Source organism: Nonomuraea soli, from assembly GCF_013761175.1.
In the GTDB taxonomy this organism is placed as follows: Bacteria; Actinomycetota; Actinomycetes; order Streptosporangiales; family Streptosporangiaceae; genus Nonomuraea; species Nonomuraea soli.
The window spans coordinates 154,479-178,390 of sequence record NZ_JACDUR010000003.1 but is presented as its reverse complement, the minus strand read 5'-3'; the positions used below and the strand labels follow the sequence as shown (position 1 = coordinate 178,390).

At 68.6% G+C, this 23,912-nt stretch carries 21 protein-coding genes; 7 read left to right on the top strand and 14 right to left on the bottom strand.

The features are described 5' to 3' along the window. Nucleotides 1-50: 50 nt before the first annotated feature. Both bagB and bagA read right to left on the bottom strand, forming a co-directional pair. The gene (gene bagB / locus HNR30_RS13630; RefSeq protein ID WP_181611082.1) at nt 51-1,181 is read right to left on the bottom strand and encodes an ATPase BagB; all 1,131 of its coding nucleotides are present in this window, start codon (nt 1,179-1,181) and stop codon (nt 51-53) included. Next, entirely contained in the window at nt 1,181-2,185 is a 1,005-nt protein-coding gene (gene bagA / locus HNR30_RS13625) for an ATPase BagA (protein WP_181611083.1), read from the bottom strand. The genes bagB and bagA overlap by 1 nt, the downstream gene beginning before the upstream one ends. A 74-nt stretch (nt 2,186-2,259) precedes the next feature. Here bagA and sp36 point away from each other — a divergent pair, with 74 nt between their 5' ends. Next, nucleotides 2,260-2,415 carry a Sp36 family protein gene (gene sp36, locus HNR30_RS47685; protein WP_181610210.1) on the top strand — a complete coding sequence of 52 codons (156 nt, stop codon included), beginning with the start codon at nt 2,260-2,262 and terminating at the stop codon, nt 2,413-2,415. Continuing rightward, a complete protein-coding gene (locus HNR30_RS13615; protein WP_181610209.1) occupies nt 2,412-2,873 on the top strand; it encodes a RidA family protein in 462 nt (153 codons plus the stop codon). The genes sp36 and HNR30_RS13615 overlap by 4 nt, the downstream gene beginning before the upstream one ends. Before the next feature lie 304 nt (nt 2,874-3,177). Here HNR30_RS13615 and HNR30_RS13610 read toward each other — a convergent pair whose 3' ends face one another. Continuing rightward, nucleotides 3,178-4,428 (bottom strand): NAD(P)-binding domain-containing protein, encoded by a 1,251-nt coding sequence (locus HNR30_RS13610; protein WP_246378559.1) that lies wholly within the window; start codon nt 4,426-4,428, stop codon nt 3,178-3,180. Between the two features lie 18 nt (nt 4,429-4,446). Then, complete coding sequence (locus tag HNR30_RS13605) at nt 4,447-5,610, bottom strand: carboxylate--amine ligase (protein ID WP_181610207.1); 1,164 nt, start codon at nt 5,608-5,610, stop codon at nt 4,447-4,449. A gap of 423 nt (nt 5,611-6,033) precedes the next feature. Between HNR30_RS13605 and HNR30_RS13600 the strand changes: the two genes are divergently transcribed. Continuing rightward, nucleotides 6,034-7,683, top strand: a complete 1,650-nt coding sequence (locus HNR30_RS13600) for a glycoside hydrolase family 26 protein (RefSeq protein ID WP_312894392.1) — start codon at nt 6,034-6,036, stop codon at nt 7,681-7,683. Nucleotides 7,684-7,700: 17 nt separating this feature from the next. Here HNR30_RS13600 and HNR30_RS13595 read toward each other — a convergent pair whose 3' ends face one another. The 8 genes from HNR30_RS13595 to HNR30_RS13560 are packed head-to-tail and all read right to left on the bottom strand — an operon-like array spanning nt 7,701 to nt 16,685. Next, entirely contained in the window at nt 7,701-8,789 is a 1,089-nt protein-coding gene (locus tag HNR30_RS13595) for a glycosyltransferase (protein ID WP_181610205.1), read from the bottom strand. A gap of 33 nt (nt 8,790-8,822) precedes the next feature. Further along, nucleotides 8,823-10,001 carry a GNAT family N-acetyltransferase gene (locus HNR30_RS13590; protein ID WP_181610204.1) on the bottom strand — a complete coding sequence of 393 codons (1,179 nt, stop codon included), beginning with the start codon at nt 9,999-10,001 and terminating at the stop codon, nt 8,823-8,825. Next, the gene (locus tag HNR30_RS13585; RefSeq protein ID WP_181610203.1) at nt 9,998-10,642 is read right to left on the bottom strand and encodes a YveK family protein; all 645 of its coding nucleotides are present in this window, start codon (nt 10,640-10,642) and stop codon (nt 9,998-10,000) included. The genes HNR30_RS13590 and HNR30_RS13585 overlap by 4 nt, the downstream gene beginning before the upstream one ends. Next, nucleotides 10,639-11,766, bottom strand: coding sequence for a glycosyltransferase (locus HNR30_RS13580; RefSeq protein ID WP_181610202.1), 1,128 nt, complete (start codon nt 11,764-11,766; stop codon nt 10,639-10,641). Before HNR30_RS13580 ends, HNR30_RS13585 begins: the two co-directional genes overlap by 4 nt. Continuing rightward, on the bottom strand, nt 11,763-12,470 hold the full coding sequence (locus HNR30_RS13575; protein ID WP_220133567.1) for a polysaccharide deacetylase family protein: 708 nt from the start codon (nt 12,468-12,470) through the stop codon (nt 11,763-11,765). Before HNR30_RS13575 ends, HNR30_RS13580 begins: the two co-directional genes overlap by 4 nt. 2 nt (nt 12,471-12,472) lie before the next feature. Next, nucleotides 12,473-14,014, bottom strand: a complete 1,542-nt coding sequence (gene murJ / locus HNR30_RS13570) for a murein biosynthesis integral membrane protein MurJ (RefSeq protein ID WP_181610201.1) — start codon at nt 14,012-14,014, stop codon at nt 12,473-12,475. Then, complete coding sequence (locus HNR30_RS50105) at nt 14,011-15,312, bottom strand: O-antigen ligase family protein (RefSeq protein WP_220133566.1); 1,302 nt, start codon at nt 15,310-15,312, stop codon at nt 14,011-14,013. The genes murJ and HNR30_RS50105 overlap by 4 nt, the downstream gene beginning before the upstream one ends. A gap of 23 nt (nt 15,313-15,335) precedes the next feature. After that, complete coding sequence (locus tag HNR30_RS13560) at nt 15,336-16,685, bottom strand: sugar transferase (protein ID WP_181610199.1); 1,350 nt, start codon at nt 16,683-16,685, stop codon at nt 15,336-15,338. A gap of 804 nt (nt 16,686-17,489) precedes the next feature. Here HNR30_RS13560 and HNR30_RS13555 point away from each other — a divergent pair. The 3 genes from HNR30_RS13555 to HNR30_RS13545 all read left to right on the top strand — a co-directional run bounded on the left by HNR30_RS13555 (nt 17,490) and on the right by HNR30_RS13545 (nt 21,296). Beyond that, nucleotides 17,490-18,356 (top strand): hypothetical protein, encoded by an 867-nt coding sequence (locus HNR30_RS13555; RefSeq protein WP_181610198.1) that lies wholly within the window; start codon nt 17,490-17,492, stop codon nt 18,354-18,356. 782 nt (nt 18,357-19,138) lie between these two features. Beyond that, nucleotides 19,139-19,780 carry a LamG domain-containing protein gene (locus tag HNR30_RS13550; protein ID WP_246378557.1) on the top strand — a complete coding sequence of 214 codons (642 nt, stop codon included), beginning with the start codon at nt 19,139-19,141 and terminating at the stop codon, nt 19,778-19,780. 310 nt (nt 19,781-20,090) lie between these two features. Further along, entirely contained in the window at nt 20,091-21,296 is a 1,206-nt protein-coding gene (locus HNR30_RS13545; protein WP_181610196.1) for a GEVED domain-containing protein, read from the top strand. A gap of 261 nt (nt 21,297-21,557) precedes the next feature. Here HNR30_RS13545 and HNR30_RS13540 read toward each other — a convergent pair whose 3' ends face one another. Continuing rightward, nucleotides 21,558-22,550 (bottom strand): DUF8814 domain-containing protein, encoded by a 993-nt coding sequence (locus tag HNR30_RS13540; RefSeq protein WP_181610195.1) that lies wholly within the window; start codon nt 22,548-22,550, stop codon nt 21,558-21,560. A gap of 275 nt (nt 22,551-22,825) precedes the next feature. Between HNR30_RS13540 and HNR30_RS13535 the strand changes: the two genes are divergently transcribed. Beyond that, the gene (locus HNR30_RS13535) at nt 22,826-23,428 is read left to right on the top strand and encodes a C40 family peptidase (RefSeq protein WP_181610194.1); all 603 of its coding nucleotides are present in this window, start codon (nt 22,826-22,828) and stop codon (nt 23,426-23,428) included. Nucleotides 23,429-23,637: 209 nt separating this feature from the next. Here HNR30_RS13535 and HNR30_RS13530 read toward each other — a convergent pair whose 3' ends face one another. Beyond that, on the bottom strand, nt 23,638-23,907 hold the full coding sequence (locus HNR30_RS13530; protein WP_181610193.1) for a hypothetical protein: 270 nt from the start codon (nt 23,905-23,907) through the stop codon (nt 23,638-23,640). Nucleotides 23,908-23,912 lie beyond the last annotated feature (5 nt).

Here is a 23,912-nt window from a genome sequence, read left to right as displayed (position 1 = left end):
CGTACAGCTGTGTCCGGAGGCCTTCACGACCCAGGTGTGTCCGTAGGACTTCACGACGCCTTGGCCATCAGGTCGCCGATCGCCCGGAGCCCGTCGAGGTCGTGCACGTCCTGCGACATGGCGGGCACCTGGGCCACCGGCACGGTGGGATGGGCGGAGACGAAGTGGTCCTGCTCGCGCCCTTCGCGCGCGGCGAGCTGCATGCGGCCGGCGTGCAGGCGCAGCACCGCGGCGGTCAGTTCGTGCTCGCCGCGGGCCTCCAGCTCCTCGGCCGCGGCCGTGCTGCGGGCGGCCGACAGGCCGGAGACGGGCGAGGTGTGCACGCGGTTGACCACGAGCCCGGCCAGCGGCATGCGCTCCTCGGCCAGGCGCTCGACGAAGTAGGCGGCCTCGCGCATGGCGTCGCGCTCGGGAGCGGCGACCACGATGAACGCGGTTCCCTGCGCCTGGAGCAGCTTGTAGGTCATCTCGGCGCGCTGGCGGAAGCCGCCGAAGACGGCGTCGAGGGCGGAGACGAAGGTCTGCAGGTCCTTGAGCACCTGGGCGCCGAGCAGCTTGGTCATCGCCCCGGCGACGAGGCCGAAGCCGGCGTTGAGCAGCTTGAAGGCGCTACGGCCTCCGGCCTTGGCGGGTGCCGTCAACAGGCGGATGAATCGCCCGTCCAGGAAACGTCCCAGCCGCTCGGGCGCATCGAGGAAGTCCAGCGCCGACCTCGACGGCGGCGTGTCCACGATGATGAGATCCCACTCGCCCGACCGGCGCAGCTGGCCGAGCTTCTCCATCGCCATGTACTCCTGCGTACCGGAGAACGACGACGACAACGACTGGTAGAAGGGGTTCGTCAGGATCTGCCTGGCACGCTCGGGGTCGGCGTGCGCCTCGATGATCTCGTCGAAGGTCCGCTTCATGTCGAGCATCATCGCGAACAGCTTCCCGCCGTTGTCGTACGAGGCGACCTCGCGCGGGGTGTTGTCGAGCTCGGTCAGCCCCATCGACTGGGCCAGGCGGCGGGCGGGGTCGACGGTGAGCACCACGGCGCACCGCCCGCGCTCGGCCGCGCGCAGGCCCAGGGCCGCGGCGGTCGTGGTCTTGCCCACGCCGCCGGAGCCGCAGCACACGATGATCCTGGTCGCCCGGTCGTCGAGGATGGCGTCGACGTCGAGAACCGGTGCCTTGCGAATCACGCCGCCCCCTGGTTGCGCATGCTTTCCGCGAGCTCGTAGAGCCCGGCCAGATCGACCCCGTCGGCCAGCAGGTTCAGCTCGTAGCGCGGGGTGCCCGTCTCGACGAGCGCCTCCCGCTCCTTGAGCTCGAGCTCGGTGCGCCTGGCGTGCTCGACGATCTCCTCCAGCAGGGCCTCCGCCGCCTTGGAGGCGTCGGCCGCCCCGTCGGCCAGGCCGGCGGCCTTGAGGCCCAGCGCGAGCTCGCCGACGTCGAATCTGCCCTTGACAGCCGTGTCAAGAACGGCCTGCGGAAGCTGTGATTCACGCACCATGTTGACGAATACGCCACCGGCGGGCAGTCCTGCCTCACGCAATTCGGCAATGCCGTCGAGCGTCTCCTGCACCGGCATCTCTTCGAGCAATGTGACGAAGTGCACGGCCGTTTCCGGGCTTTTCACCACGCCCGAAACAAGATCGGAGTGATTCTTGATCGGTCCCACCTTGGCCAGACCCGCGACCTCCTTGGTGACGTTCAGGAAGCGCGTGATGCGGCCGGTGGGCGGTGCGTCGAGCACGACGGCGTCGTAGACGCGGCGCCCGTTGCGGTCCTTGCGCCTGACCGCCTCGGTCGTCTTGCCGGTGACCAGCACGTCGCGGAAGCCGGGGGCCACCGTCGTCGCGAAGTCCACGATGCCCATCCGGGTCAGCGCGCGACCGGCGCGCCGCATGCCGTAGAACATCTCCATGTACTCGAGCATGGCTTCTTCCGGGTCGATCGCCAGCGCGTAGACGTCGCCGCCCCCCGGCGCCACCGCGATCCGCCGTTCCTCGTACGGCAGCGGCGGCAGGTCGAAGATCTGGGCGATGCCCTGCCTGCCCTCGACCTCCACGAGCAGCACCTTGCGGCCGCCGGAGGCCAGGGCGAGGGCCAGGGCAGCGGCGACGGTCGTCTTGCCCGTGCCACCCTTCCCAGTGACGACGTGCAGTCGGACGCCATCCCAATCCGTATCGCGGTCCACGATTGGAAGGCTACCGAACGGTCACTTGCTGAAACCTCAGAGGAGCCTTTGACCTGTCTCACACTACGCTGAGCGACATGAAGAAATGGGAGTACTCCGTCGCCCCGGTCTTGCTGCACCGGGAGAAGATGATCCTCGACAACTTCGGCGAGGACGGCTGGGAGCTCGTCCAGCTCGTGCCCGGCCCCAGCGGCGACAACCTCGTCGCCTACTTCAAGCGGGAGAAGGCGTGAGCACCCCCGAGGAGCGTGTCGCCGAGCTCGGCCTGACCCTGCCCGAGGTCGTGCCGCCGCTGGCCGCCTACGTGCCCGCCGTGCGCACCGGCAACCTGGTCTACACCTCGGGCCAGGTGCCGATGGTGGAGGGCAAGATCAAGGCCACCGGCAAGGTCGGCGCCGAGATCAGCCTGGAGGAGGGCGCCGAGCTGGCCCGCATCTGCGCGCTCAACGCGATCGCCGCGCTCAAGTCCAACGTGGGCGAGCTGTCGCAGGTCGCGCGGATCGTCAAGGTCGTCGTGTTCGTCGCCAGCACGCCGGACTTCACCCAGCAGCCCGCCGTCGGCAACGGCGCCAGCGAGCTGCTCGCGGAGGTCTTCGGGGAGGCGGGCAAGCACGCGCGCAGCGCCGTCGGCGTCGCCTCGCTGCCGCTGGACGCGCCGGTCGAGGTGGAGCTCATCGCCGAGGTGCGCTGAGCACCGCACGAGATCGCCGGCCGTACGGCAGCTGTGCAAGCGCCGCCCGCCGCACGGAAGGCCGCCCGCCGCACGGAAGGCCGCCCGCCGTACGGGAGCCCGCCCGCCGGACGAAAGCCGCTCGCCGTACGTCGGTCAAGGCGTACGGCACGCGGGGCCAGGCCCAGTCGCCGCGGGCGGCTGGGCTCTGTCCAGGGACACGGCCGGCGGGCGTGCGCGGCCGGGCGCCGTGACGAGACGGCACACGGCCGGAAGCCGTCGACCAACGTTCGGCGACCACCGGTCCGGCGACCGGGCGATCCGCCTAGCGGACGCTGCTGCCGTTCCTGACGGCCCGCTGGAGCGGGACGACGCGCGGGTATCGCGCCCCGGTCACGTGCTCGAGAAGGGCCGGAGCGACCGTGGCGGCCGCGAACCGGGCGCCGTGAACGAATCGCATGACGGGACCGAAGGTGGCCGCCGCCGCGAGCCCCACCATGAACAGGCCGGGAACGGACGTCTCGAAATCCTTGCTCAGCACGGGCAACTGCAGCCGGTGGTCCACGGCGTTCCGGAGCAGGGGCGACAACAGCGCCATCCGGCGCAGGTCGACGGCGTACCCGGTCGCTGCGATGACGCGGTCGACCTGGAGCCGCGAGGCCTCGCCTGACGATCGCCGCAGGGACAGGCTCACCCCTTCCTGCGCCTCGGCCTGCATGACCTGGGCCCCGAGGATGGTCTCCACGCCGGCGAAGCGGTCTTTCAGCCACCACGAGCCCGCGGGTCCGAGCGTGGTGCGGACGATGTGGTGGCGGACCTTTTCGGGAAGGTGACGCACCAGTTCCGGCCTTTCCGACCACGTCCACGATCGCCAGCCGGTGCCGAGACCCGACTGCGGGGCGAGGCACCTCGACAGGAGGCCGCGATCGGCGACGGGGGTGGAGTTCCACAGCAGGCGCTCGGTGCGGGCGACGAGGTAGGGGTGGGCCCCGGCCTCCTTGAGGAGGCTGGCGGTCTCGATGGCCGACTGCCCGGCTCCGATCACCGCCACCTTCTGCCCCGCGTATTCGCCGAGATCGTGCACCTGGCTGCTGTGGGCCTGCAGCGATCCCGGCAGACCACGCAGCGGCTCGGGCGTGCGGGAGAAGGGCAGGAATCCCACGGCCAGGACCACGCAGCGAGAGCGCACCTGGTCACCCGTCGCCAGGGTGAGCAGGAAGAGATCGCCGTCGCGCTCGACGCTCGTGACGTCGGTGGATGAGACCCGGTCGCCCACGTTGTGGTCGGCGAACCAGCGCCCGTAGTCGACGAATCGTTCGACGGGCGTGGGCTGGGCGTAGGCGTAGGGAAACCCGTACGTCTCGCAGAAGGCGGCCAGCGTGAAGCGCCGGGCGGGGTCGGCGAGGTGGGAGGCGAACGGCTCCGACTTCAGGAGCATGCCCACGGGCATGTGTTTGTCCCACGCGTTCATCGGCCTGCCGTAGACGCGGACGTCGAGTCCTGCTTCGATCGCGTGCGCAGCAACAGAAAGACCATAGGGGCCCGCGCCGACAACAGCTACGTCAACATTGTTCATCGTCATCTGATCCTTCGTTTATCGGCGCTGTTTCAGGGCGTGCAGGAAAGATTGTTTGATCATGCCGAAAAATGGCTCGTGGTCGTCGGAGGCGTACCAGGCCAGCTCGTCCGCCCGACGCACCGAGGTGAACCAGCCGGGAGTTCGCGGCCCGCGAGGTTTCTGCCCGCGCACCAGTTTTCTCAGCAGGTCGTAGTTCTCGACCACATAGGTGCGGCCATAAGAGGGGGCGCCAGGGTGGCAGGGATGTCCGGCGAGGTCGAAATAGGCCGCGCGAATGACGTCGATCTGGTTCGTGTCGTCGAACAGCCGGAACTGGGCTCCGACGCGAGGATTGAAATCGAGCAGATAATATCTGCCGTCTCGGGGGTTGTAACGGAAATCCAGATCCAGGATGCCCGTGAATTGCAGGGCGTCGACCAGTTTCCTGCCCATGTGCGCGAGTTTCTGATTGGGCAGCCATCGGCCCAGCGTGGTGATTCCGGCGGCCGGCGGGTGGGATCTCTCCTTCCTGCCGGTGCCCACGAAGTCGCGTGACGAGTCACGGCCGAAGTAGCCGTGGAGGAACCAGTCCGTCCCCGGGGCCGGCGCGATGTACTGCTGCAGCAGAAGTTCGCTGTCCTGGCGCGGGGCCAGGGCTTTCAGCGCCTGGAGGTCGGCAGGCGTGTCGATGACGGAGGTGCTGCGCAGGCCGTTGCCGAAGGTGACTCGCCACGGCTGGGCCCACTTGGCCACCAGGGGGAATTCATAGGTGCGCTCGACGTGCAGCCAGTCGGCGGGAGTTTCGACGACACGCGTTTCCGGGTGGGGAATGTCGAACTCATTGCAGATGGCGGCCAGTGTTCGTTTGTTGGCGAGTTGCTCGGGAAGCGTCGCCGCCGGTTCTGACAGACGAAAGCCGCTGGTCAGGACGCCGGCGTGCTCGGCCATGTAGATCGCGGTGATGTCGTCCATGGGAAGCAGGACGGGCCGGCCGCCAATCTGATCGGCGATGGCGTTCAGGGTGGAAAGGAAGCTTTCGGCGCGCGTCGGGGCATCGAGCCAGCTATGACACGAGGCGAGATAATTCGACCGGGCGGCCGGGCCGTAAGGTTCCGCAATGACGGCGTGAACGTCGACACCCAGCCGGCCCAGCGACCGGATGGCGGCCAGGGTACCGTGGTGAAAAGGATTGCTATCCATCCGTACCACCACGGCGGGAGTTCTGGTTGTCGCGCCAGAATCACCCCGGCCGGAGGCGTAATGATGTGGACGCAGGGAATCGTTCACCAAGCTTTCCTATCACGGGTCCCGGCCGGCCTTTTTCATGAGGGCGCTATTTATCCACCTCTGCTTCCCCAAAGGCGCCGAGCGAGGTGACAAATCCTACAAACCGCCCCAACTCCGACATCTTATGTATTGCTTGCGAAACATCGGCAGAGATTTGATGTTCTCGCGTTGCGTCCGGGGGAATAAGCCACTCAGCAATACTGCGACGTGCGCGAACGGTGAGTTATTAGCATGAAAATGGACAAGCCTCACAAGCCTTGGAGCAAAGGAGCAACGGCGGCTGCTTCTGTTCTCGTGACGGCCCTCGCCGTTCACTCCTGGGCGCAGGCCGAGCCAGTGAAACCCGTCAACCTCACGCCAGAGCCGGCGCTGGGTGTGTTCACCGGCTCCGACGCCCGGGGAACAGCTCGGTTGCCGGGATTCGAACGCTGGCTGGGTCGCGAGGTCACGGTCGGCCGCACCTACATCCCGGGAGAGACCTGGGCAGCCTTCCTCGGTCCGGATTTCATCTTGCGCCCCTGGACGCGCTGGCGCGCCGCCAAGCCAGGACGCATTCTCGCCATCAACGTCCCCATGGTGGCGCCCAACGAGGGCCGCCTGTCGGACGCCGCAGTGTCGGTTCTGCTCAACGCCGGCGCCGGCGGGGCCTTCGACCTCACCTTCAAGCACCTGGCCCGCCGCCTGGTCACGGACAACGCCGGCGACTCCATCATCGTCCTGGGCTGGGAGATGAACGGAACCACCTACTCCAGCCGGTGCGGCCCCGACCCGACGGCATGGAAGGCCTACTGGCGCAGGATCGTCACCGTCATGCGATCGGTGCCCGGCCAGAAGTTCCGCTTCGACTTCACGGCCAACCGGGGTCGCGACGCCATTCCGTGGACCGACTGCTACCCGGGGGACGACGTCGTCGACATCATCGGCCTGGATCACTACGACCAGCCGCCGTTCAAGAGCTTCCAGGACTACATCGCCCAGCCCTACGGGCTGCAGCATCACGCCCAGTTCGCCGCGGCCCACGGCAAACCCATGTCGTTCCCCGAGTGGGGACTGTTCCGATTCGGCGACAGGCCCGACTACGTGCGCCAGATGCTGGACTGGATCGACCGGCACAACGTCGTCTATCACTCGCTGTCCGACTACTGCCCTCATGGGGTGTGGCAGTGCCCCTCCAACCCGCGCTCGTCGGCGGACTTCCGCGCAGCCGTACAGCGCATGATCCCCAGCCTGCCTCCCGAGGTGACGCCGGATCCCACCAGCAGCCTGACCGCTTCGGCCACGCCGTCGCAGAGCGTGCTGAGCCCCGAGCCGAGCCTTTCGGCCACCGCCGTACCGTCTGCTGACGCGTCGGTGACGCCTCCTGCCACGGCGACGCCCGAACTCGAAACGCCCACGCCCACGGTCACGCCCACGCTTGCGTCGGCTTCGCCCGTACGGTCACCGGACCCGGAGACCTCGGAGGACGTCAAGGAGACGATCGAGGCGATCGTGCCCAAGCCATCCAAGCGGCCGACGACGGCGACGCCGTCGGAGCCCTCGCTCGCCGTGCCCTCGACCTCGGTGCCTTCGACCTCGGAGACGTCCGTGCCGTCGCCGTCCGTACCCTCGCCCAGGGTCCCGCGGCCGAGTGCTTCGACGGCCGCGCTCGCCTCGGAGCGCGAGCGGCCCTCGAAGGCCCTGCCCTCGCAGGCCGTACCGTCACTGACAGTGCCGTCGGTGGTGGTGCCGACAGTGCCGTCGCCGATCGTGCCGTCGGTGGTTCCGCCGTCGATCGTGGCGCCCCACAGCGGTGTCGCACTGCCGCCGTCGATCACCTCCGTGGCGACCGCGCCCAGCAGCGTGTTCGGCTGGATCGCCGCCATCTGGCAGAACCTGCTGTCCTTCGTCGTCGCCACGAACACCACCGTCCAGGCACCGGTCACGCCGGAACCGATACCGGGGCTCGCCCCGCAGCCGTTCTCGGTCGGCAGGCAGATGGAGGAGTAGCCCGAAGGCCGGGCGGGTCAGTCCCGCCCGGCCACCTTCATGGTCAGGTCCGCCAGGCGGTCCATGGTCTCTCCCATGTCGAAGTCCTTGCCGCGGATCACCGCCTGCTGGCCCTCGTCCCACATCAGCACCGGATCGTCGAGCCGTTCACCCAGCGCCCGGCCGAGCGCCTGGTGATCTCCTGCGGGGACGAGGGCACCCGTGCCCGGACGGACGATCTCGGCCAGGCCCGGCACGTCGAAGGCCACCACGCCACGGCCCGTGGCCATGGCCTCCAAGGCGGTCAGGGGCAGGCCCTCCCAGCGTGAGGGCATGACCACGACGTCGCATGCGGCGTACCACGAGCGTGCGTCGCCGACGGCGCCCACGAACCGGACGTCAGGAGACGCCGACGCCCGCAGGCGCGGCTCGAGCTCACCGTCGCCCACCAGGGCCAGGAGGGCGTCGGGGCGGCCGTCCCGGATGGCGGGCCAGGCGCGCAGCAGCAGGTCCTGGCCCTTCTGCGGGGCCAGGCGGCCGACGCACAGCGCCAGGCGAGCCTGCGAGGGGATGCCGAGCGCGACGCGGGCGGCGAGCCGGGCCTCTTCACCCGCAGGGGCGAAACGGTCGAGGTCCACGCCGTTGCGGATCACGACGAGCCGGTCGCGCAGGCCTCGCGCGGCTCCCAGGGCCGCTTCGCCCTCTCCCACGCACACCACCGCCGTGCTCCATCGCAGAGCCGCCCGCTCCCAAGCGATGGCCGCCCTCGTCATGCCGCCGGTGCAGGCGAGCCAGGACCAGCCATGGGGCTGGAAGAGGGTCGGCCTGCGTCCCCGGAGCACCAGCCGGCCCACGAGGCCGGCCTTGGCCGAGTGCAGGTGCACGACATCGGGATCGACCTCCTTGAGGATCTGGCGGAGGCGGCGCGACTCGTCCAGGCACCCTGTCGCGGGTGATCGGTGGGCTTCCCAGGCGTGGTGGACGACACCGCTCCGGGTGAGCTGGGCGGCGAACGTCCCGATCGTGGGTGAGGCGACGGTGACCGTCCACCCACGCCGGACCTGGCTGAGCGCGGCTGTCTTCACATAGCCGGCGACTCCGGCCTCGACCGGTTGGGTGACGTGCAAGACCGAAAGACGACCAGCGGCCATGAACAGTCCTTAGTGTGGGGAGGGCGGGGAGGCGGACGAAGCGGCCCTGGCGCCGGCCAGGCGAGGGAAGTGCTGCTTGAGGGTCCGCGCGGCATGGAGGCGCGCCTTGACGGCCGCCACGTAGCCGTTCGCCCGCACCGTCCGTCCGAAGATCATCCGGTGGTTCTGGACGGGCTCCGCCCCCCACTTGATCTTGTGCGGCTCGGCGCCGCGCAACAGGCTCAACGTGGTCAGGCCCTGCTCGCTGGCGTGCAGCAGGCCATGATGCAAGATCATGGCGAAGGTGTCGATGCCGGTCGTCCGCAACCAGGGATCGGCGCCATAGAGGTATCCGCCCGCGAAGTCCCTGCCGATGATGCGGAAGTCCGCCGCGACCAGGCGCTCGCCGACCCAGAACTGCGTCAGGGCGGCGCCGCCTGCGGCGACGAGCTCGGTGGCGGCCTGCGTGAGGTGCCGGTGGAAACGCGGACGCAGATGCTCCTGGTTGATGGCGCGCCCGGCCCACTGCCGGGCGTGCAACTCCAGCAACTGCTCCATGGCGGCCGGCACCTGCTCGGCGCCGACGTGGGAGACGTGGACGCCCAGCCCGTCCACCTTGCGCAGGGCCCGGCGCAGGTTGCTCGCGTTGCGGCCGCTCAGGCAGGCCAGCTGCTCCGTCAGCGGGCGGGCCGGCATGGACAGGCAGGCGGAGGCGTCCATGGTCCAGTGACGTCGCGGCCAGCAGGCGAGCATCGACTCCAGCGCGCTGCCAGGGCGCACTTCGGGAAAGTCCATGGCATCCCAGCCCCGCGTCCGCAACAGCGCGTCCGCGGCCGTCTGGGCGAGCGCGCCAGGATCGAGTGGATCCAGCAGGATGTCCGTGTAGTCCGTCAAGGGGGCGGCCACCGGGCGAAGGACCCGGCATCCCCACCGGTTCGACCTGGTGAGCGCGAGCACGCCGCGAAGCCCCTGGGTCGAGTCGTCGGTGACAAGAAGGACGAAGAGCTGTTCGTGCCCGCCGTAGTGGCGCCACCAGGAGCTGACCCACGAGTGCGACTGGAAGGGCGTGGCCATGGGGCAGCGCAGGTACAGCGCATCCCACTCCGGTTTGAGCGCCTGCAACTGGGAGCCGTCGGTGATGAGGACCGTCCGCCAGCTGTGCCGTCCCGGTGCGGCGGGTCGCTGGGACAGGTGGGTGTCCGTGCTCATGCCTGGACCGTCCGCTTGGCGGGGCGTGCCCGGGGGCTCTCGCCGGTGCGGCCGGGGGACCCCTTCGGGCCGCTGGTACGGCGGGGCGGTGAGATCAGGTAGTACAGGGCGCCCAGGAGGAGCCCCGCCGCGCCACCCACCACCACGATGAGCCATCCCTCGAGTCCGGCTTGTTCCTCCGGGGGCATGGCGGGGGTCAGGCTCGCGATCCGCACCCCGGTGTCCTTGACGTGCGTGGCCGCGTAGCTGATCAGGGCCTGAGCGAGGGCGTTGGCCTGGGCGGCGGCCTGATCCGCCCGGGGGGCCGAGACCGACAGCCCGATGAGAGGGGCGTCAGGAGAGGTCGAGACGCGCATGCTGCGCTGCAGCTGGCTGACGGTCTTGGCCGGAAGCTCAGGGCGGAGAGCGGCACGGATGACGGTGGGCTGGGTGGCGATCCGCGTGTAGGCCTGCGCGAAACTCGTCGTCTGCTCGGGAACGGACCGATCGTTGGCCACGACGACCACATGGGCCTGGGCAGAATAGCTGGGCACCGACAGCGTGTTGTACAGCAATCCTCCGCACAGCCCCAGCATCACGGCACAGCCCTGCGGCCACCATCGCCGGGCCAGGCCCGACGCGCGGCGAACAAAAACCATCATTGCTTTCTCCCTGCCGGCGAGATGACTTTCGACTGCGACCGCTGGTCGCGGACGCGGGTGTACAGCGCCTCGACACGCTCCACATGGAGTTCGATGCTGTAGTGGGCGACTGCCGGTGAAGGCGGCAGCCGTGAGATCCCCGTGTGGATCAGGTCGCTGATGGCGCGGTGGTAGTGCTCGGCGGTGGAGGGCAGGCGCCGGGCGCCCGGTGCCGCGTCCGCGGGCAGTTCCTCCAGTGCCGGGCAGGCGCTGTAGAGAACGGGCAGGCCGCAGGCCATCGCCTCGATGACCGCCAGGCCGAAGGTTTCCTCCTGGGAGGGGGCGGCGAAGACGTCCATGGCCGACAACAACGCCGGTACCTCGTCGCTCGCGCCCGTCAGGATGACGCGATGGAGGATGCCCAGCCGTCGGGCGAGCTCGACCAGCCTGGCGCGCTCCGGCCCGTCGCCCACCAGGAGCAGCACCGTGTCGGGAATCGTCGCGATGGCCTCGATGAGCACGTCGAACCGTTTGCCCGGCTCCAGCCTGCCGACCGCGCCCACGACGATGCCGCCGGACGGGATGGTCAGCTGAGTGCGTGTGCTCTGCCGTACGGCGGGATCGAAGGCGAAGGCCTTCGCGTCGACACCGTTGGCGATCACCTCGATGCGCTCGGCGGGGATCCCCCAACCGGCCAGCCGCCGGGCAGCGGCCGACGAAACGGCGATGGTCACGTTCCCCAGCCGTTCCACGGCCCGCGACAGCGCGCGGATGGCACCGGTGATACGACGCCCTTCGAAGTGTTGGTCTCCGATGGAGTGCTCGCTGGCGACGACGACGGAGGTCCCGGCCATCCAGGCGGCGATCCGGCCGTACAGGCCCGCGCGGAACAGGTGGGTGTGGATCACGTCGTAGCCGCCGCTGCGCACCAGGCGCCACAGGGGCACCAGGACACGCACGTCCCGGTTGTTCCTCATGCCGAGGTGATGGACCTTGACCCCGTCGGCCTGCATGACCTGGCTGATCAACCCCGGCCGGGTGAGTACCGCCACCTCCGAGGCGAAGCGCTGACGCGCCACGAGGTCACGTAGCTGGCGTTCCGCACCGCCGGCCTCCAGGCCGGTGATGACATGCAAGATCTTCATCGCTGCCGTCCCCAGGTCCAGCGATGCAGTGCCCGCTTGGCCTTGAGCCGCAGATAGCGGTCCCGGTCGCCGACGTGGGTACGCGGCAGGCAGTAGCGGTCGGCCCCGTCGGGCTTGATGCCGCAGGCATAGGTGTAGCCGGCCGCGCGCACCGCGTCGATCGCGGCCCGATCGGCGTGGCCGTACGGGTAGGCCAGACCGGTCACCTCGTGGCCGAGCACGGCACTCAGCTGCTGGCGGCTGTCCTCCACCTCGGCGCGAATCTCGGCCGCGGTCGCGCCGGGAAGCGACAGATGGGTCTGGGTGTGAGAACCGACCTCCATGCCGTGGCCGGTTATCGCCCGCAGCTGCTGGGCGTCCATCAGGGGCTTGCGCGGTCCGAGCGGATCCCAGCTGTTGTCGCCGCCCAGGCGGGAGGTGACGGCGAACACGGTCGCCGTGAAGCCGTGCTGCAGGAGCACGGGCAGCGCGTGGATGGCGAAGTCGGCGTAGCCGTCGTCGAAGGTCAGGCCGACGAGCCGGTCAGCGCGGGCCGCCTTCTGGGCCCGCAGGAGCTCCTTCATGCTGACGCCTCGAAGCCGGTGCCGTTTCAGCCACGCCATCTGCGCCCTGAAGCGCTGCGGCTTGACCGTGATGAGATAGGGGTCCTCTTGGTAATCGTCGACCGAGTGGTACATGAGGACCTGTTGCCTGGTTGGGCTCATGGTCACGACTCCTCTCCACCTCGTCTCAGCGTCAGGCTGAGATCCCGTCGGCAACCGGTCAGGACCGCGCCGACCGCGAACAGCGCGGTCGTCACGACCGCTTCGAACGGCACCGCCACGGCCAGGGGCCACGTGGCGGAGACAGGGCGGAGCAGGAACGCCCCGCCGGCGGCGGCCGCGGCCGCCACGCTGAGCCTGGCCAGCGTGCTCAGGAGCGCGGCCTGGGGAAACACCCGGATGGGCCCTCGCATCCCCCGCAGCAGGAGCAGCGCGGTCAGCGAGATCCCGGCCGCGTTGGCCAGCGCGATGCCGCCCACTCCCAGGGGCGCCGTCAGGAGGGGAGCGGCCAGCCCGGTCACGATCAGACCGGCCGCCATGACGAGCGCCGGATACCAGGCCGGTCGCGTCCCGCAGAAGTAGACGCGGCACAGGACCCCGACCAGGGCCTGGCCCATGAGGCCGAGGCAGTACAGGCGCAGGCTCCAGGCCGTGGCCTGGGTGTCGGCGGCGGTGAAGGCGCCGTGCTCCAGCAGCAGGCCCACCACGTCGGGCGCGTGGGCCACGAAGAAGGCGGTCGACAGCAGGACGAGGGTCGCCGCCACCCGCGCGTCGGCCATGACCCGCCTGGCCGCCGCCGCATGATCGCCCGCGGCGAGGCTGCGGGCCAGGAGGGGAAAGGAGATCGTGGCGAGGACGAGGGAGGCCACCATGGGCACCTGGGCGATCTTCTGGGCGTAGTTGAGGTACGAGATCGACCCGGCGGGAAGCGACGAACCGACGAAACGCTCCACGAACACCTGGGCCTGCCGTACGAGGGTGTAGACCGCGATGGGCGCGAACAACATCCAGGGGATGGCCGTGTGGTACCTGCTGCGAACCGGTGGCCCGACGTGGGTGAGGAGGGCGGGGGCCTGGATCAGCACCATGAGCAGGCTGCCGAGGGCGACGCCGTAGGCCGCGGAGATGATGCCCCACCGGTCGTGGCCGATGGCGATGGCGGCGATGATGGCGGCGTTGTAGACGAGGTAGATGGCCGCCGCCGGGCCGAAGATCTTCTGGGTGCGCAGCGCGGCGCTGCACAGCCCGGTGAGCCCGAAGCCGAGGACGGTCAGCGAGATGACCTGCATGCTCTGGCTGGCCAGCGCGTGCTCCTGCATCCCTGGAGCGATGGCGCGGGTGATCAGCGGCGCGGCCGCGGCCGTGACACCGGTCAGCAGGACCAGCGCGAACGCGGCCTTCGGCAGCATGGCCCAGACGACGTGGTTCAACGACTGGCCGGCTTCGACCGCCCGGCTGAAGTAGGGGATGAGCAGGAAGGACAGCGCGCCCTCGATGAGGAGGGGCGCGGCGGTCTCGGGAACGCTCCAGGCGACCATGAAGGCGTCGGTGCCCGCCCCGGCGCCGAAGAGGTTGGCCAGCAGGAGGTCCCGGGCGAAACCGGAAGCCGACCCGGCGATGAACAGCAGGGTGGTCACGGTGGCCGCGCGGGCGACCACCTTGCTCTCGCGCGACTGCGATCCCTTGACGTCGGCGACCACCATCATGCCGCCGCCCGGGTCCAGGTGCCCAGCGCCCAGCAGGTCAGCAGGCCGAGCATGATCGACATGGCGACGGTGGGAGGTCCGCCGATGTCGGAGTAGAGGAAGTTGGTGGACTGCCAGGCCAGCAGGCCGATCGCCGCCGGCGTCGCGGCACGTTCTGGAGCCGGGTCGCCGAGCGACCTTCGCCTGAGGGTGTACACCAGCAGTCCGCCCCACAGCAGGACGAAGGCCAGGAGCCCGATCAGTCCCTGCTCGCTCAGGACCAGCAGGTACATGTTGTGCGGCGAGCGCAGCTCCTGGCGTTGGAACCCGTTGACCGGATCGGCGATGTCGCTGCCGGCCGAGACCTGCAAGGGGGCGTAGGTGTCACGGAAGGCGACGAACCCGCGGGGGCCCACGCCCACGATGGGATGATCTCGCCAGATCCCCGTCGCCGCCTCCCACAGCCCGTACCGGTCGTTGACGGACTGGTCGGGCTGCGAGGAGACCGAGGCCAGAGACTCCACGCGCTCCTTGAGCGTCGTCGATCCCCACCCGCCGGCCAGGCCGGCGCCCACCACCAGACAGGCGAGGCAGGCCACGCCCAGCAGCTTGCGCCACCCCGACAGAATCAGCATGATGACGGCCGCCATGAGGCAGGCCAGCCAGGCACCACGGCTGAGGGACAGCACGAGCGCGAGGGACAGGAAGGCCACCACGACGACGGCGGCGGTGCGTATCCAGCCCCGCTGCGACAGGGCGACGGCCAACGCGATGACGAATCCGTAGCTGACGACGGTCGACATGCCCATGATGTCGGACGAGCCGAAGGTGCCGACCGCGCGGATGGAGAGCCCCGCGTAGGAGGCGCCGCTCTCGGTGGCCGACTGCCAGCAGCCCACTGCGGCCTGGACGAGGGCGGCGAACACGACGGCCCCAGCCACCAGGCGCAGGTCGAAGGCGTCGCGGACGACGATGGCCACCGCGAGGGGCACCAGGACGAAGATCTCCACGTAGCGGACGAACCCGGGCAGCGAGGCGATGACGTCGGTGGAGGCGAGCGTGGCCAGGACGACGGCCATCGCGGGCAGGAGCAGCAGGACGACACCCCTGGGCAGGCGCTGCCGATGAACAAGCGCGCTCAATCCCGCCACGCCGACCAGCACCCCCGCGGCGACGTCCGCGGGAGTGACGTTGAAGGCCGCCCCGAGCTGGGAGCGGCCCTGCGGCAGGCACACCAGCCCCACTGTCACGACGGCGAACCAGCTCGGCCGCAGCCATCGTGGCCGCGGCGCATGGGAGACCTTCGCGGGTTCGATCACCACACCTGGTTGCATCGGGGGCACTACGCCCCGCCCAGCCGGAACACGCAGCCGATCGTCCTGATGATGATCTTCAGATCCAGGATCGGCGACCACTTGTCGATGTAGTAGTTGTCCAGGCGCGCCCGCTCGGCGATCGAGGTGTCACCCCGCAGACCATGGACCTGCGCCCAGCCGGTGATCCCGACGGGTACGCGGTGGCGCCGCTCGTAGTGGGGAATCTGCCGGGAGAACTGGGCCACGAAGTAGGGGCGCTCTGGACGCGGGCCTACCAGCGACATCCTGCCCGTGACCACGTTCCACAACTGCGGGAGCTCGTCGAGGGATGTGCGACGCAGGAAGCCGCCGATCGGGCCGGTGCGGGTGGACTCGCCGGCCGCCCACCTGGTCGCCGAATCGTGGGCGCTGGTCTGCTTGAGTGTCCGGATCTTCAGCATCTCGAAGGGACGGCCGTTCATGCCGATGCGCACCTGGCGGAACAGGACGCCCCGGCCGCCCTCGACCCAGGCGGCCAGCAGGCATGCCACGAGCACGGGCGCGCACAGGAGCAGAAGCAGCGACGCCAGCACGACGTCGCACACCCGCTTGACCGTCCACCAGGGCCGTCTCGGGGCGGAGGGCGTCAGGGCCAGCAGGGGGAAGCTGCCCAGCTCCTGGCCGGTCGGGACGAAGTCCTGGACGAAGTCGCCGGGTTCCGGCGCGAACATGACCTGGCAACCGTCCCGGTCGAGATCCTGCAGCTCCGCCCGGGAAAGCGTGGGCCGGCCCGCCAGAAGGAGAACGCTCGCCGCGGAACGCCGTACCGTCTGCAGGCAGTCGGCAGGCGAAGCCGGCAGCGGCAGCCCGGAGCCGGCCTCGACGCCTGCCTCGCCGCCGTCCACGACGGCGACCGGCTCCATCCCGTACTCAGGGCATCGCTGGAGCATCTGCGCCAAGGCCATGCCGTGCTCGCCCTCGGCGACGATGACCGTCCTGCGCGGACGGCTCCTGCGCAGCAGGGCGGCCCTGGCGGCTTCCGCCCCGCGGACCAGGCTCGTGAGCACCACGTAGGCCACGCCTGTCAGGAGCCAGGTCGTCGAGGGGCCCGCCGGAACGGACGCGCACGCCCAGGATTCGAGACTCAGCGCGCACAACGCCGCCACCAGCAGGCCTGGAGCGAACCGCAACACCGCGGTGCTCGATCGGGGCGGCGTGATGAGGACGACCAGGGCGTAGACGAGCGTGATCGCGACCAGTGTGTTGGTCGTGGTCCACCCGGTCAGGGCGGCGGCGGACAGGAGGCAGGCGCCTTCACGGCAGAAGACCCAGCTGTTGCGGGCGAGTCCACGCAGAGCCTGTCGTGCTCGCCGGCCCGAGGCCGGGACCGGGCGCATGGAGGGAGTCCCGGGTGCAGAAGGAGGGCCCGGCATACCTTCGGCTGGGTCGCTGGTGCCAACAGCAATGGCCATCTGTTGTCTCCAAAGATCGCGGTCACATGCCGGCGCTACAGCAGTGCTGGTCGCGGTAGGCCAGGGAGTCGAGGGTTTCTCTCAGGTGCTGGCGCGAGGACAAGAAGGAATAGGAGTCATTCGCATCCCAAGATCATTGAGATGGTATCCGGGCGAACGGCATCTGCGACTTATTGACGGTCTGCGAAATATTCAGTTGTCGGCAAACATTTCTCCATTGCCGGGTCGGCGAAATTCGGCGAGCCGGGAAGTGGTGTCAAACAAAGCCGGGTCGAGCTGTGCATTCTTCGCTGCCGGAGGTCCTGATCCGCCCGTGTGCGTGATTGAATATCACTTACCTTTCGAATGAAGGGATATATCCGGGCAAGTACGGCCTTCTCCCTCCGAAGGCGCTGCTCACCCCCTCTCCGGGGTGGCCCATCCACTATGTGGCTCAGAAGGCGCGTTGTCCGGTATGGGGCAAGCAGGATCGGCGCCGCATTCGGCCGCGCGCATACAAGGCAATGAAGTCAAAGCCTGTTCTCGCTTCGTTCAAGGGCAGCGATTGTCGCGGAGCGGCGGTGATAGAACTTCTCGGGTAGCTCGACCGCGGCGCCCATTGCGTAGTGCCCGCAGTAACAGGCGTCGCGGTATTCGGAGTAATCGGTTCGCGAGTCACGCTTCGTGATGAATGAAATCGATCACAACGCCGGAAAGGCAAATATGAATCGCGTACTCAAGGGTGCGTCCATGGCAGTCGCGTGCCTTGGAATGGCCGCAGCATTGGCCGGCACCGCCCAGGCCCAATCCGTAGCCGACGCGGGAGACCCGGTCAGCGGGCTGCTCGGCGGAGGCGGCAGCCTGCTCGGCGGCAAGGGTCAGAACCCGATCATGTCGCTCACGGGCCCGGTCACCTCCCTGACCGGAAGCAAGAGCCCTCTGGACGGGCTCACCCGTTCGACCGACGGGGCCGCCCAGTCCCTCGACGGTGCCGCTCGGCTCCTGCCGCAGGGCGCTTTCCGCAACGGCGTGCCGCTCAACGACGCGGCGCAGGCCGCCGGCGTGATGCCCTGGACCAAGGCCGACGGGCTGACCGGCGCCGGGAGCGCCCCCATGCGCCTGGCCCTGCTCGACGGACGCGAGATCGTCGGGCTGAGCCACGAGGCCGACCCCATGCCCGGCATGCTCGGGGCCGTGACGGGTCGCACCGAGGCCGTCACGACCTCTCCGGCCCTGGCGCCGGTGACGGGCGCGGCCGTCCCGCAGGTCACCGACCGGCTGGCCGCCCACACCGACCAGGCCTCCTACATGGCCAGGACCGCCACCGGTCAGCTCGCCGCTGTTCCCACCGGCGACCTGCTGAACGGGCCCACGGACGCGCTCAAGTCGGCGGTGCCGGACGCGGTGGCCAACGAGCTTGAGCCCGTCATCGGGGCTCCGGCGATCCAGCCTCAGAGGTCGAAGACGGACGTTCCTCTCGACGAGATCGCCCCGCTCGTCGAAAACCCGCTGTCGTCCCCGCTGACTCAGACCAAGGGCGTTCCCGACATGGTCGGGGACACGCTGCAGTCGACGACCGGCTCGACCGGCGGCCTTCCGAACCTGGCCGGCTCCTAAGACCTCAAGGCAGTGCTGAGCCCGGAACGTTCTTCGTCTCCGGCCAGACGAACTTGAAGCCACTATCGTCGCCGCAGCAATGACACGGTGCCTGTTGTCGTGCGCGAAGCGAGTGTGGCTTCAGCACTTCCCGCGGGGAAAGCCGACCAGTGCCCATGCCGGCTGGCTCCCGCAGAACCACCTCAGGCCGTGGAGACCCAACCACGGCCGGAACGAATGAGATCTTGACAGTGCGAACCACCGAGAGTGGTGAAGGTGCCCGCTTCGCTCCCACTCGGTGGTCTCACTCCGTCATGGCTATCCATCCTGGGGCCGACGACGACTGTGCCTGGCAACGCTCGTCGTCGCCCCGGGGGCCTGACCATCGCCTCCGGCTCCGGCCGGAACGGTTCTTCTCACCCAAACGCGGCAGGCCGGATCCCCGCGCTCCGCGCTCCAGAGTGCAAGCCCCCGATCAGCCCAGTCGCTGCCGTGCAGGAGCGCCGCTGACTACCGGGAGTAGCGTGAATCCTGCCGGCCTCACCTCTTGGCTCCTCTCACGGGCCGCCCGCGAACGCCCTCGCCTGGCTCACGCCGCAGCCGTGGTCCTGCTGGTCCTGACCACGTCCGCCTGCGGTCTGGCCGGCTTTCGCGAAGACGGCTTCCGGCCGGCGAAGAGCTCCCTCGGGATCGCCGGCTTCCCGCCGGCGAATGACGAGGCGAGCGGGCCAGGGCCGCGATCGTGGCAGGGCCGCCGACCGGTCCTGAACGAACCGTTCACCTATGGGCGCGTAGGCCCGGCCATGCCGTGGGGCTGGCAGACGGGCGCCTATCCCGACTGCCGGACCAACCCGGACAACAACAAGCTGGACCTGCTGTCCAAGCGCGCGCTCGCCTTCTCCCGCGGCAGGCTGCGCATCACGGCCTCGAAGGCTCGTGACGGGCGATGGCAGACCGGGCTCGTGACCACCGGTGACTCCTGCGGTTCCGGAGGGCTCGGCTTCGAGGTGATCACGGACGACCTCGTGACGGCCCGCGTCAAGCTCCCCCGCTCCAACACCGGAGCCTGGCCAGGCATCTGGACCTGGCGGGAGGGAGGCAATGAGGTCGACCTCTTCGAATGGCACTCCGACCGGCCCCACACGCTGGAGTTCGTCAATCACCTCCGCGGTGACGGGAAGTACTGGACCGACCCCGCCGTCGTCGACCGGGGCAAGTGGTTGAACGTGGCCGTCCACCTCGGCCGCCGCCAGGTGACCTGGTACGTCGGCTCGACCCGCGGCCGGATGAGAAGGGTGTTCGCCGACAGGTTCGGCGTCGGCCCCGGGTTCCGAGCACACTTGATCGTCAACCTGTCCGTCGACGACGGACGGCTGCACGCGTCGCCTCAGACGTCCAGCCCCTTCACCTTTCAGATCGACTCGGTCGCGGTCCACCGCCGGTAGACGAAGGCGGGGCGGACGCGAAACGCCGAGAAGAACAATCCCGAGCCCGTCGCGAGCGTGAAAGCCGCTCATTCCTTTAACCATTCATCGGCGGCCACCGCTTGCCAGAACTTTATGTCGCGCCACCTCCGGTCCAGTTGCTTTGGAGTACGGACACCGGGCAGCATTCCAAGCGAAGCCGACATGGGTGTCGCACGAGCATGCCCTTCCTCAGCCGTTTCGCTGAATCGCCTTCCTGAAAGAACGTCACCTGCGCACGCATGAAAGGGTAAGCAGATTGCACTACCAGCGGAATGGATTCTCGCGATCCATGGTCATCCTGCTGTCAACGGTTCTTGTGGCCGCAGCACCCTCGTCCATCGCATTCGCCGCGGCACAACCCGGTAAGAGCCACAGCGCAGGCAAGGACTCCGCCACCTCTCCGTGGGCCATGGTGAATTCACCGGAGCGAGCCCGCGCGGTCGCGCCCTCCGGGATCACCATGACGGTCGTCAAGAAGATGGCCTCGGGAACCCGGATCACCCAGGCCGAGGTTCTGCCGGCCAACGCGAAGGCACCCGCGGACGAGTACCTGATTCCGGTCAACGCGAAAGCGGCCGCGGGAATCAGTGACCTGTACGAGGGTTTCCGGGTTCGGCCCAACGGATGGAGCGACGTCGCGAGCCTGACCTTCAGCTTCTCCAAGCCGGTGCGCAACCCGCGACTCCATGTCGCGGGGACGGGAGGCGCCAGCGCCGACAAGTCGGGAAACCGCGAAGACTATTGGCCCGGATTGCGCATGGCCCAGGGCGGCGCAGGCAGCCCCACCTTCACCAAGGTGGCCGGCTTCCCCGGTTTTGAGGTCAGCCCCCGTGTCATCGCCCCCGCAGCCGTCGGCCCCGAGCAGGAGACGACCTGCGGCGTGGTCTACATGTGCGGAACCGCGCAGGTCAATGGCATGATCTCTTCGTTCACGCTGGACCTTCTCGCCCGCAACGTCCGTCGTGGACTCCCCGCGGGTGATCCGTTCGTCTGGGGTGTCTTCCGCGTCACGTTCGAGGAGGACGCGTCGGACGCGCCTGCGTCGTACGGAGCGGCGACGCACTCGATCTCGGCCCTGTCGATCGGAGCCGACGTCACGGCGGACATCCCCAACACCATCAGCTTCACGCCCAGGGGCGTCCCCGCCGACGTCGACGACGGTGCCGCGGACGTCCTGCCGGAAGGCACGCTGCGGGCCCAGCAAGGTCACCAGATCCGCATGCCGGTCCCGATGAGGAGCGCGTCGGCGGCCGTCCTGGCCGGATGGATCGACTTCAACGGCGACGGCGCCTTCCAGCCCTCGGAAAGAGCGTCGGTCTCGGCGCCGGCCGGGTCGTCCAGGCCCGTGCTGACATGGACCACACCGCGCGCGGTGAAGTACGGCACGTCGTGGGTGCGGCTGCGTGCGGCCGCGACCCCGGAAACGCTGGCCACGCCTTCGGGCTGGGCCGCCACGGGCGAGGTGGAGGACTACCGCGTCACCCTGGGCCGATAGCCGGAGCCCATGCGCGACTTTATCCCTTGTCCCGGTTTCCAGATGCGGCGGCGGCATAACTAACCGCCGAAAATTGTCGAGAAGTGGTCTGGAAAACCTCCAGGGATCACCATGTGGGCTATCCGGCAGGGAGCATCGGCTACAGTTCTCTATGTGGTCGCCCGCCACGTGGATGGGCTTTCCCTTCCATCCTGGGCCCGGCGTTGCGTCGAACTTGAAATGCCTTCCTCAAGTTTGGGCGCAGAAAAAGCCGGGCCCTCTTCATGCTTGTGAGTCCGCACCAGTCCACAAGTATGTGACCTTGACCCAGCCGTTGGTGGTCATGCCGAGATCTTTCCAGAAGATCCCGTCCGCGAGATCAATACCGGCTGGGTTGAGGACCTTTCTCGAACGGTCGTCGAGACCCTGGTTGTGACCCTGGAGATAGGCGCTTTCTGCTTGCGGCCGGCCGCGCGGCAGGTCTTTCCACATCTGGCGCACCGATCGCACGTTCCAGTAGTCGTCACGGATGTTCCACGGCCCGACGTCCCACACCGGTGCCACGGTGCACCTCTTCTTGTGGCAGACCCGCACCTCGTAGGCCCGATCGTCGATCGCGATATTGAGCGCGCGACGTGAAGGCAGGGCGACGAAGCGGTCCGACGGCTGGATCGTGTGCCCGTTCGCGGTCGTGCCGCCGACCAGTCCTATTCTCGTGGCGAACACCCGGCTCGAAAAGGGCTTACGGCCCTGCCGCCGCTCGGCCGCGCTCTGGTCGGCCACGAGAACCAGGCGCAGGCTCTTCACCTCCGGGCTGGCGGCGCCCTCGTCGCGAAGCAGGGTGATCCTGGCCTGCACACTCTCCGCGGGGTGCGGCAGGACGATCGCCTGGCCGTCCGCCGACGACTCTCTCCACTCCGTCCATTTTCCGCCGGTCAGCCGGCCGCGCAGCTCGAGCATCACTCTCGAGCCGGTGGACGTCCGGGCGTCCAGGTAGGGCTTGACCTGGGAGACCCGCATGTCCGCCCGGATGATTCCGGTGACGTAGAAGCCCTCGGTCTGGCCGGCCGCCGCCGCGCGCTCGTGCTGTATCTCGGGCAGCCGCAGGCCCCGGCCCGCGTGATCGATGTTGTATTCACTCGCGCCGGTGGCGGTCAGATCAATGGTGAGGTCACGAGACGTTGAATGCGCTCGGCGTTCATCGGCGAACGCCACACAGGAGAAGGCGGTGACGGCGAAGGCGAGCAACGTGCCGACGATGATGAGATTCCGCAATGCCTTCCCTTTCGAGATTTGCGTGATTGCCGACCGGAATCACACGGCCGGCCATGCGTCACCCAACAGCACAAGGAATGTCACCCGGCTGTCGACGGCAGCGACTCTTTTAGCGGAATAAGCGGCACCGAATCAATGCCCTCTCGCCTTACCGCCAAACCTCGCATTACGCCTCTTCGGGTTGTCCTTGCTTGCCATCACATGGTCGAAATGTAACCCTATATCGGCACCTATCCGGGCATACCGCTCACGGTACTTTCCTGCTGAGAAAGGACGTGGACAACGTGCTGGCCATAGGCAAGGCTGCACTGTTGAGTGCGCTTTTGGCGGGGCCATTCGAGCCCGGCTCGGAAGAGCAAGATCACCGGTACGACAATCTCGCATGTTCCATCACGTTCGAAGAGCGCCCAGGCGGCAGGCCGCTCTATGGCTGCCGCACAGGAATGGTTCACGACAGCGGGCGGATCGCCGCGCGGTCCGCGCTGGGTGCCATCGGAGAGCCCTATGTGTGGGGAGGGGGAGGGCCGAAGGGCGCGACAACCGGAGTGAAGCGCGGAAACAACGTCAAAGGGTTCGACTGCGCCGGGCTGACCGAGTACGCCTGGGCTCAGGCGGGTATCGACATCGGCCCCGACACCTACGCGCAGTGGCGTTCCGGGCCGCGGGTCGCCCGTCGCGCGATGCGACCTGGCGATCTGGCGTTCTTCGAGACGGACGCCAAGCGTCGAGGGCCTGACCACGTGGGCGTGGCGATCAACGTGGAACAGATGGTCGTGGCGCCGTTCACGGGGGCGTCGGTCCGCATCGAGAAGATCGACCGAAGGAGCTTCGCCGGTGCCGTCCGCCCTGTTGAGGACCTTCGAGGTGATGACCGATAGCGGGCAGCAAATTGCCCCCTGATCCGGCTCCCCGGGAGCGGGGGCGGGATCAGGGGGCAATCTATGACTGAGCGACGGAGAGTGCCCGTCTCCGTCCACCTTCGTACCGCGTCGGGAAGGTTAGTACCTTCCTGCGGAAAGATGCCCCCCGCCAGTGCTAACCGCTAGAGGCGCACCGGCGGGAAAGGGAGCTAGTCGGGTGCCTGGACTCAGCCGTCGTTGCCCTCGACGTCGGTGAGGCTGGTGTTGTTGGTCAGCAGGTTGAGGTTGATGCGCTCCAGGTGCGCGATCGTCAGGACGTCAACCTCGTTGTTGTTGAGCGCGTGGTTGAGCACCGGCACGACGATCGACGCCGGGCTGTGAGCGTTGCCGACGTTGTCGTCGTTGCCGCCCTCCCACGTGGCCGCAGAGGCGGCGGTGGACGAGGCGGCCAGGAAAGCCCCTGCGGCGAGCGCACCGATGACAATGCGACGAAGCATGTTTA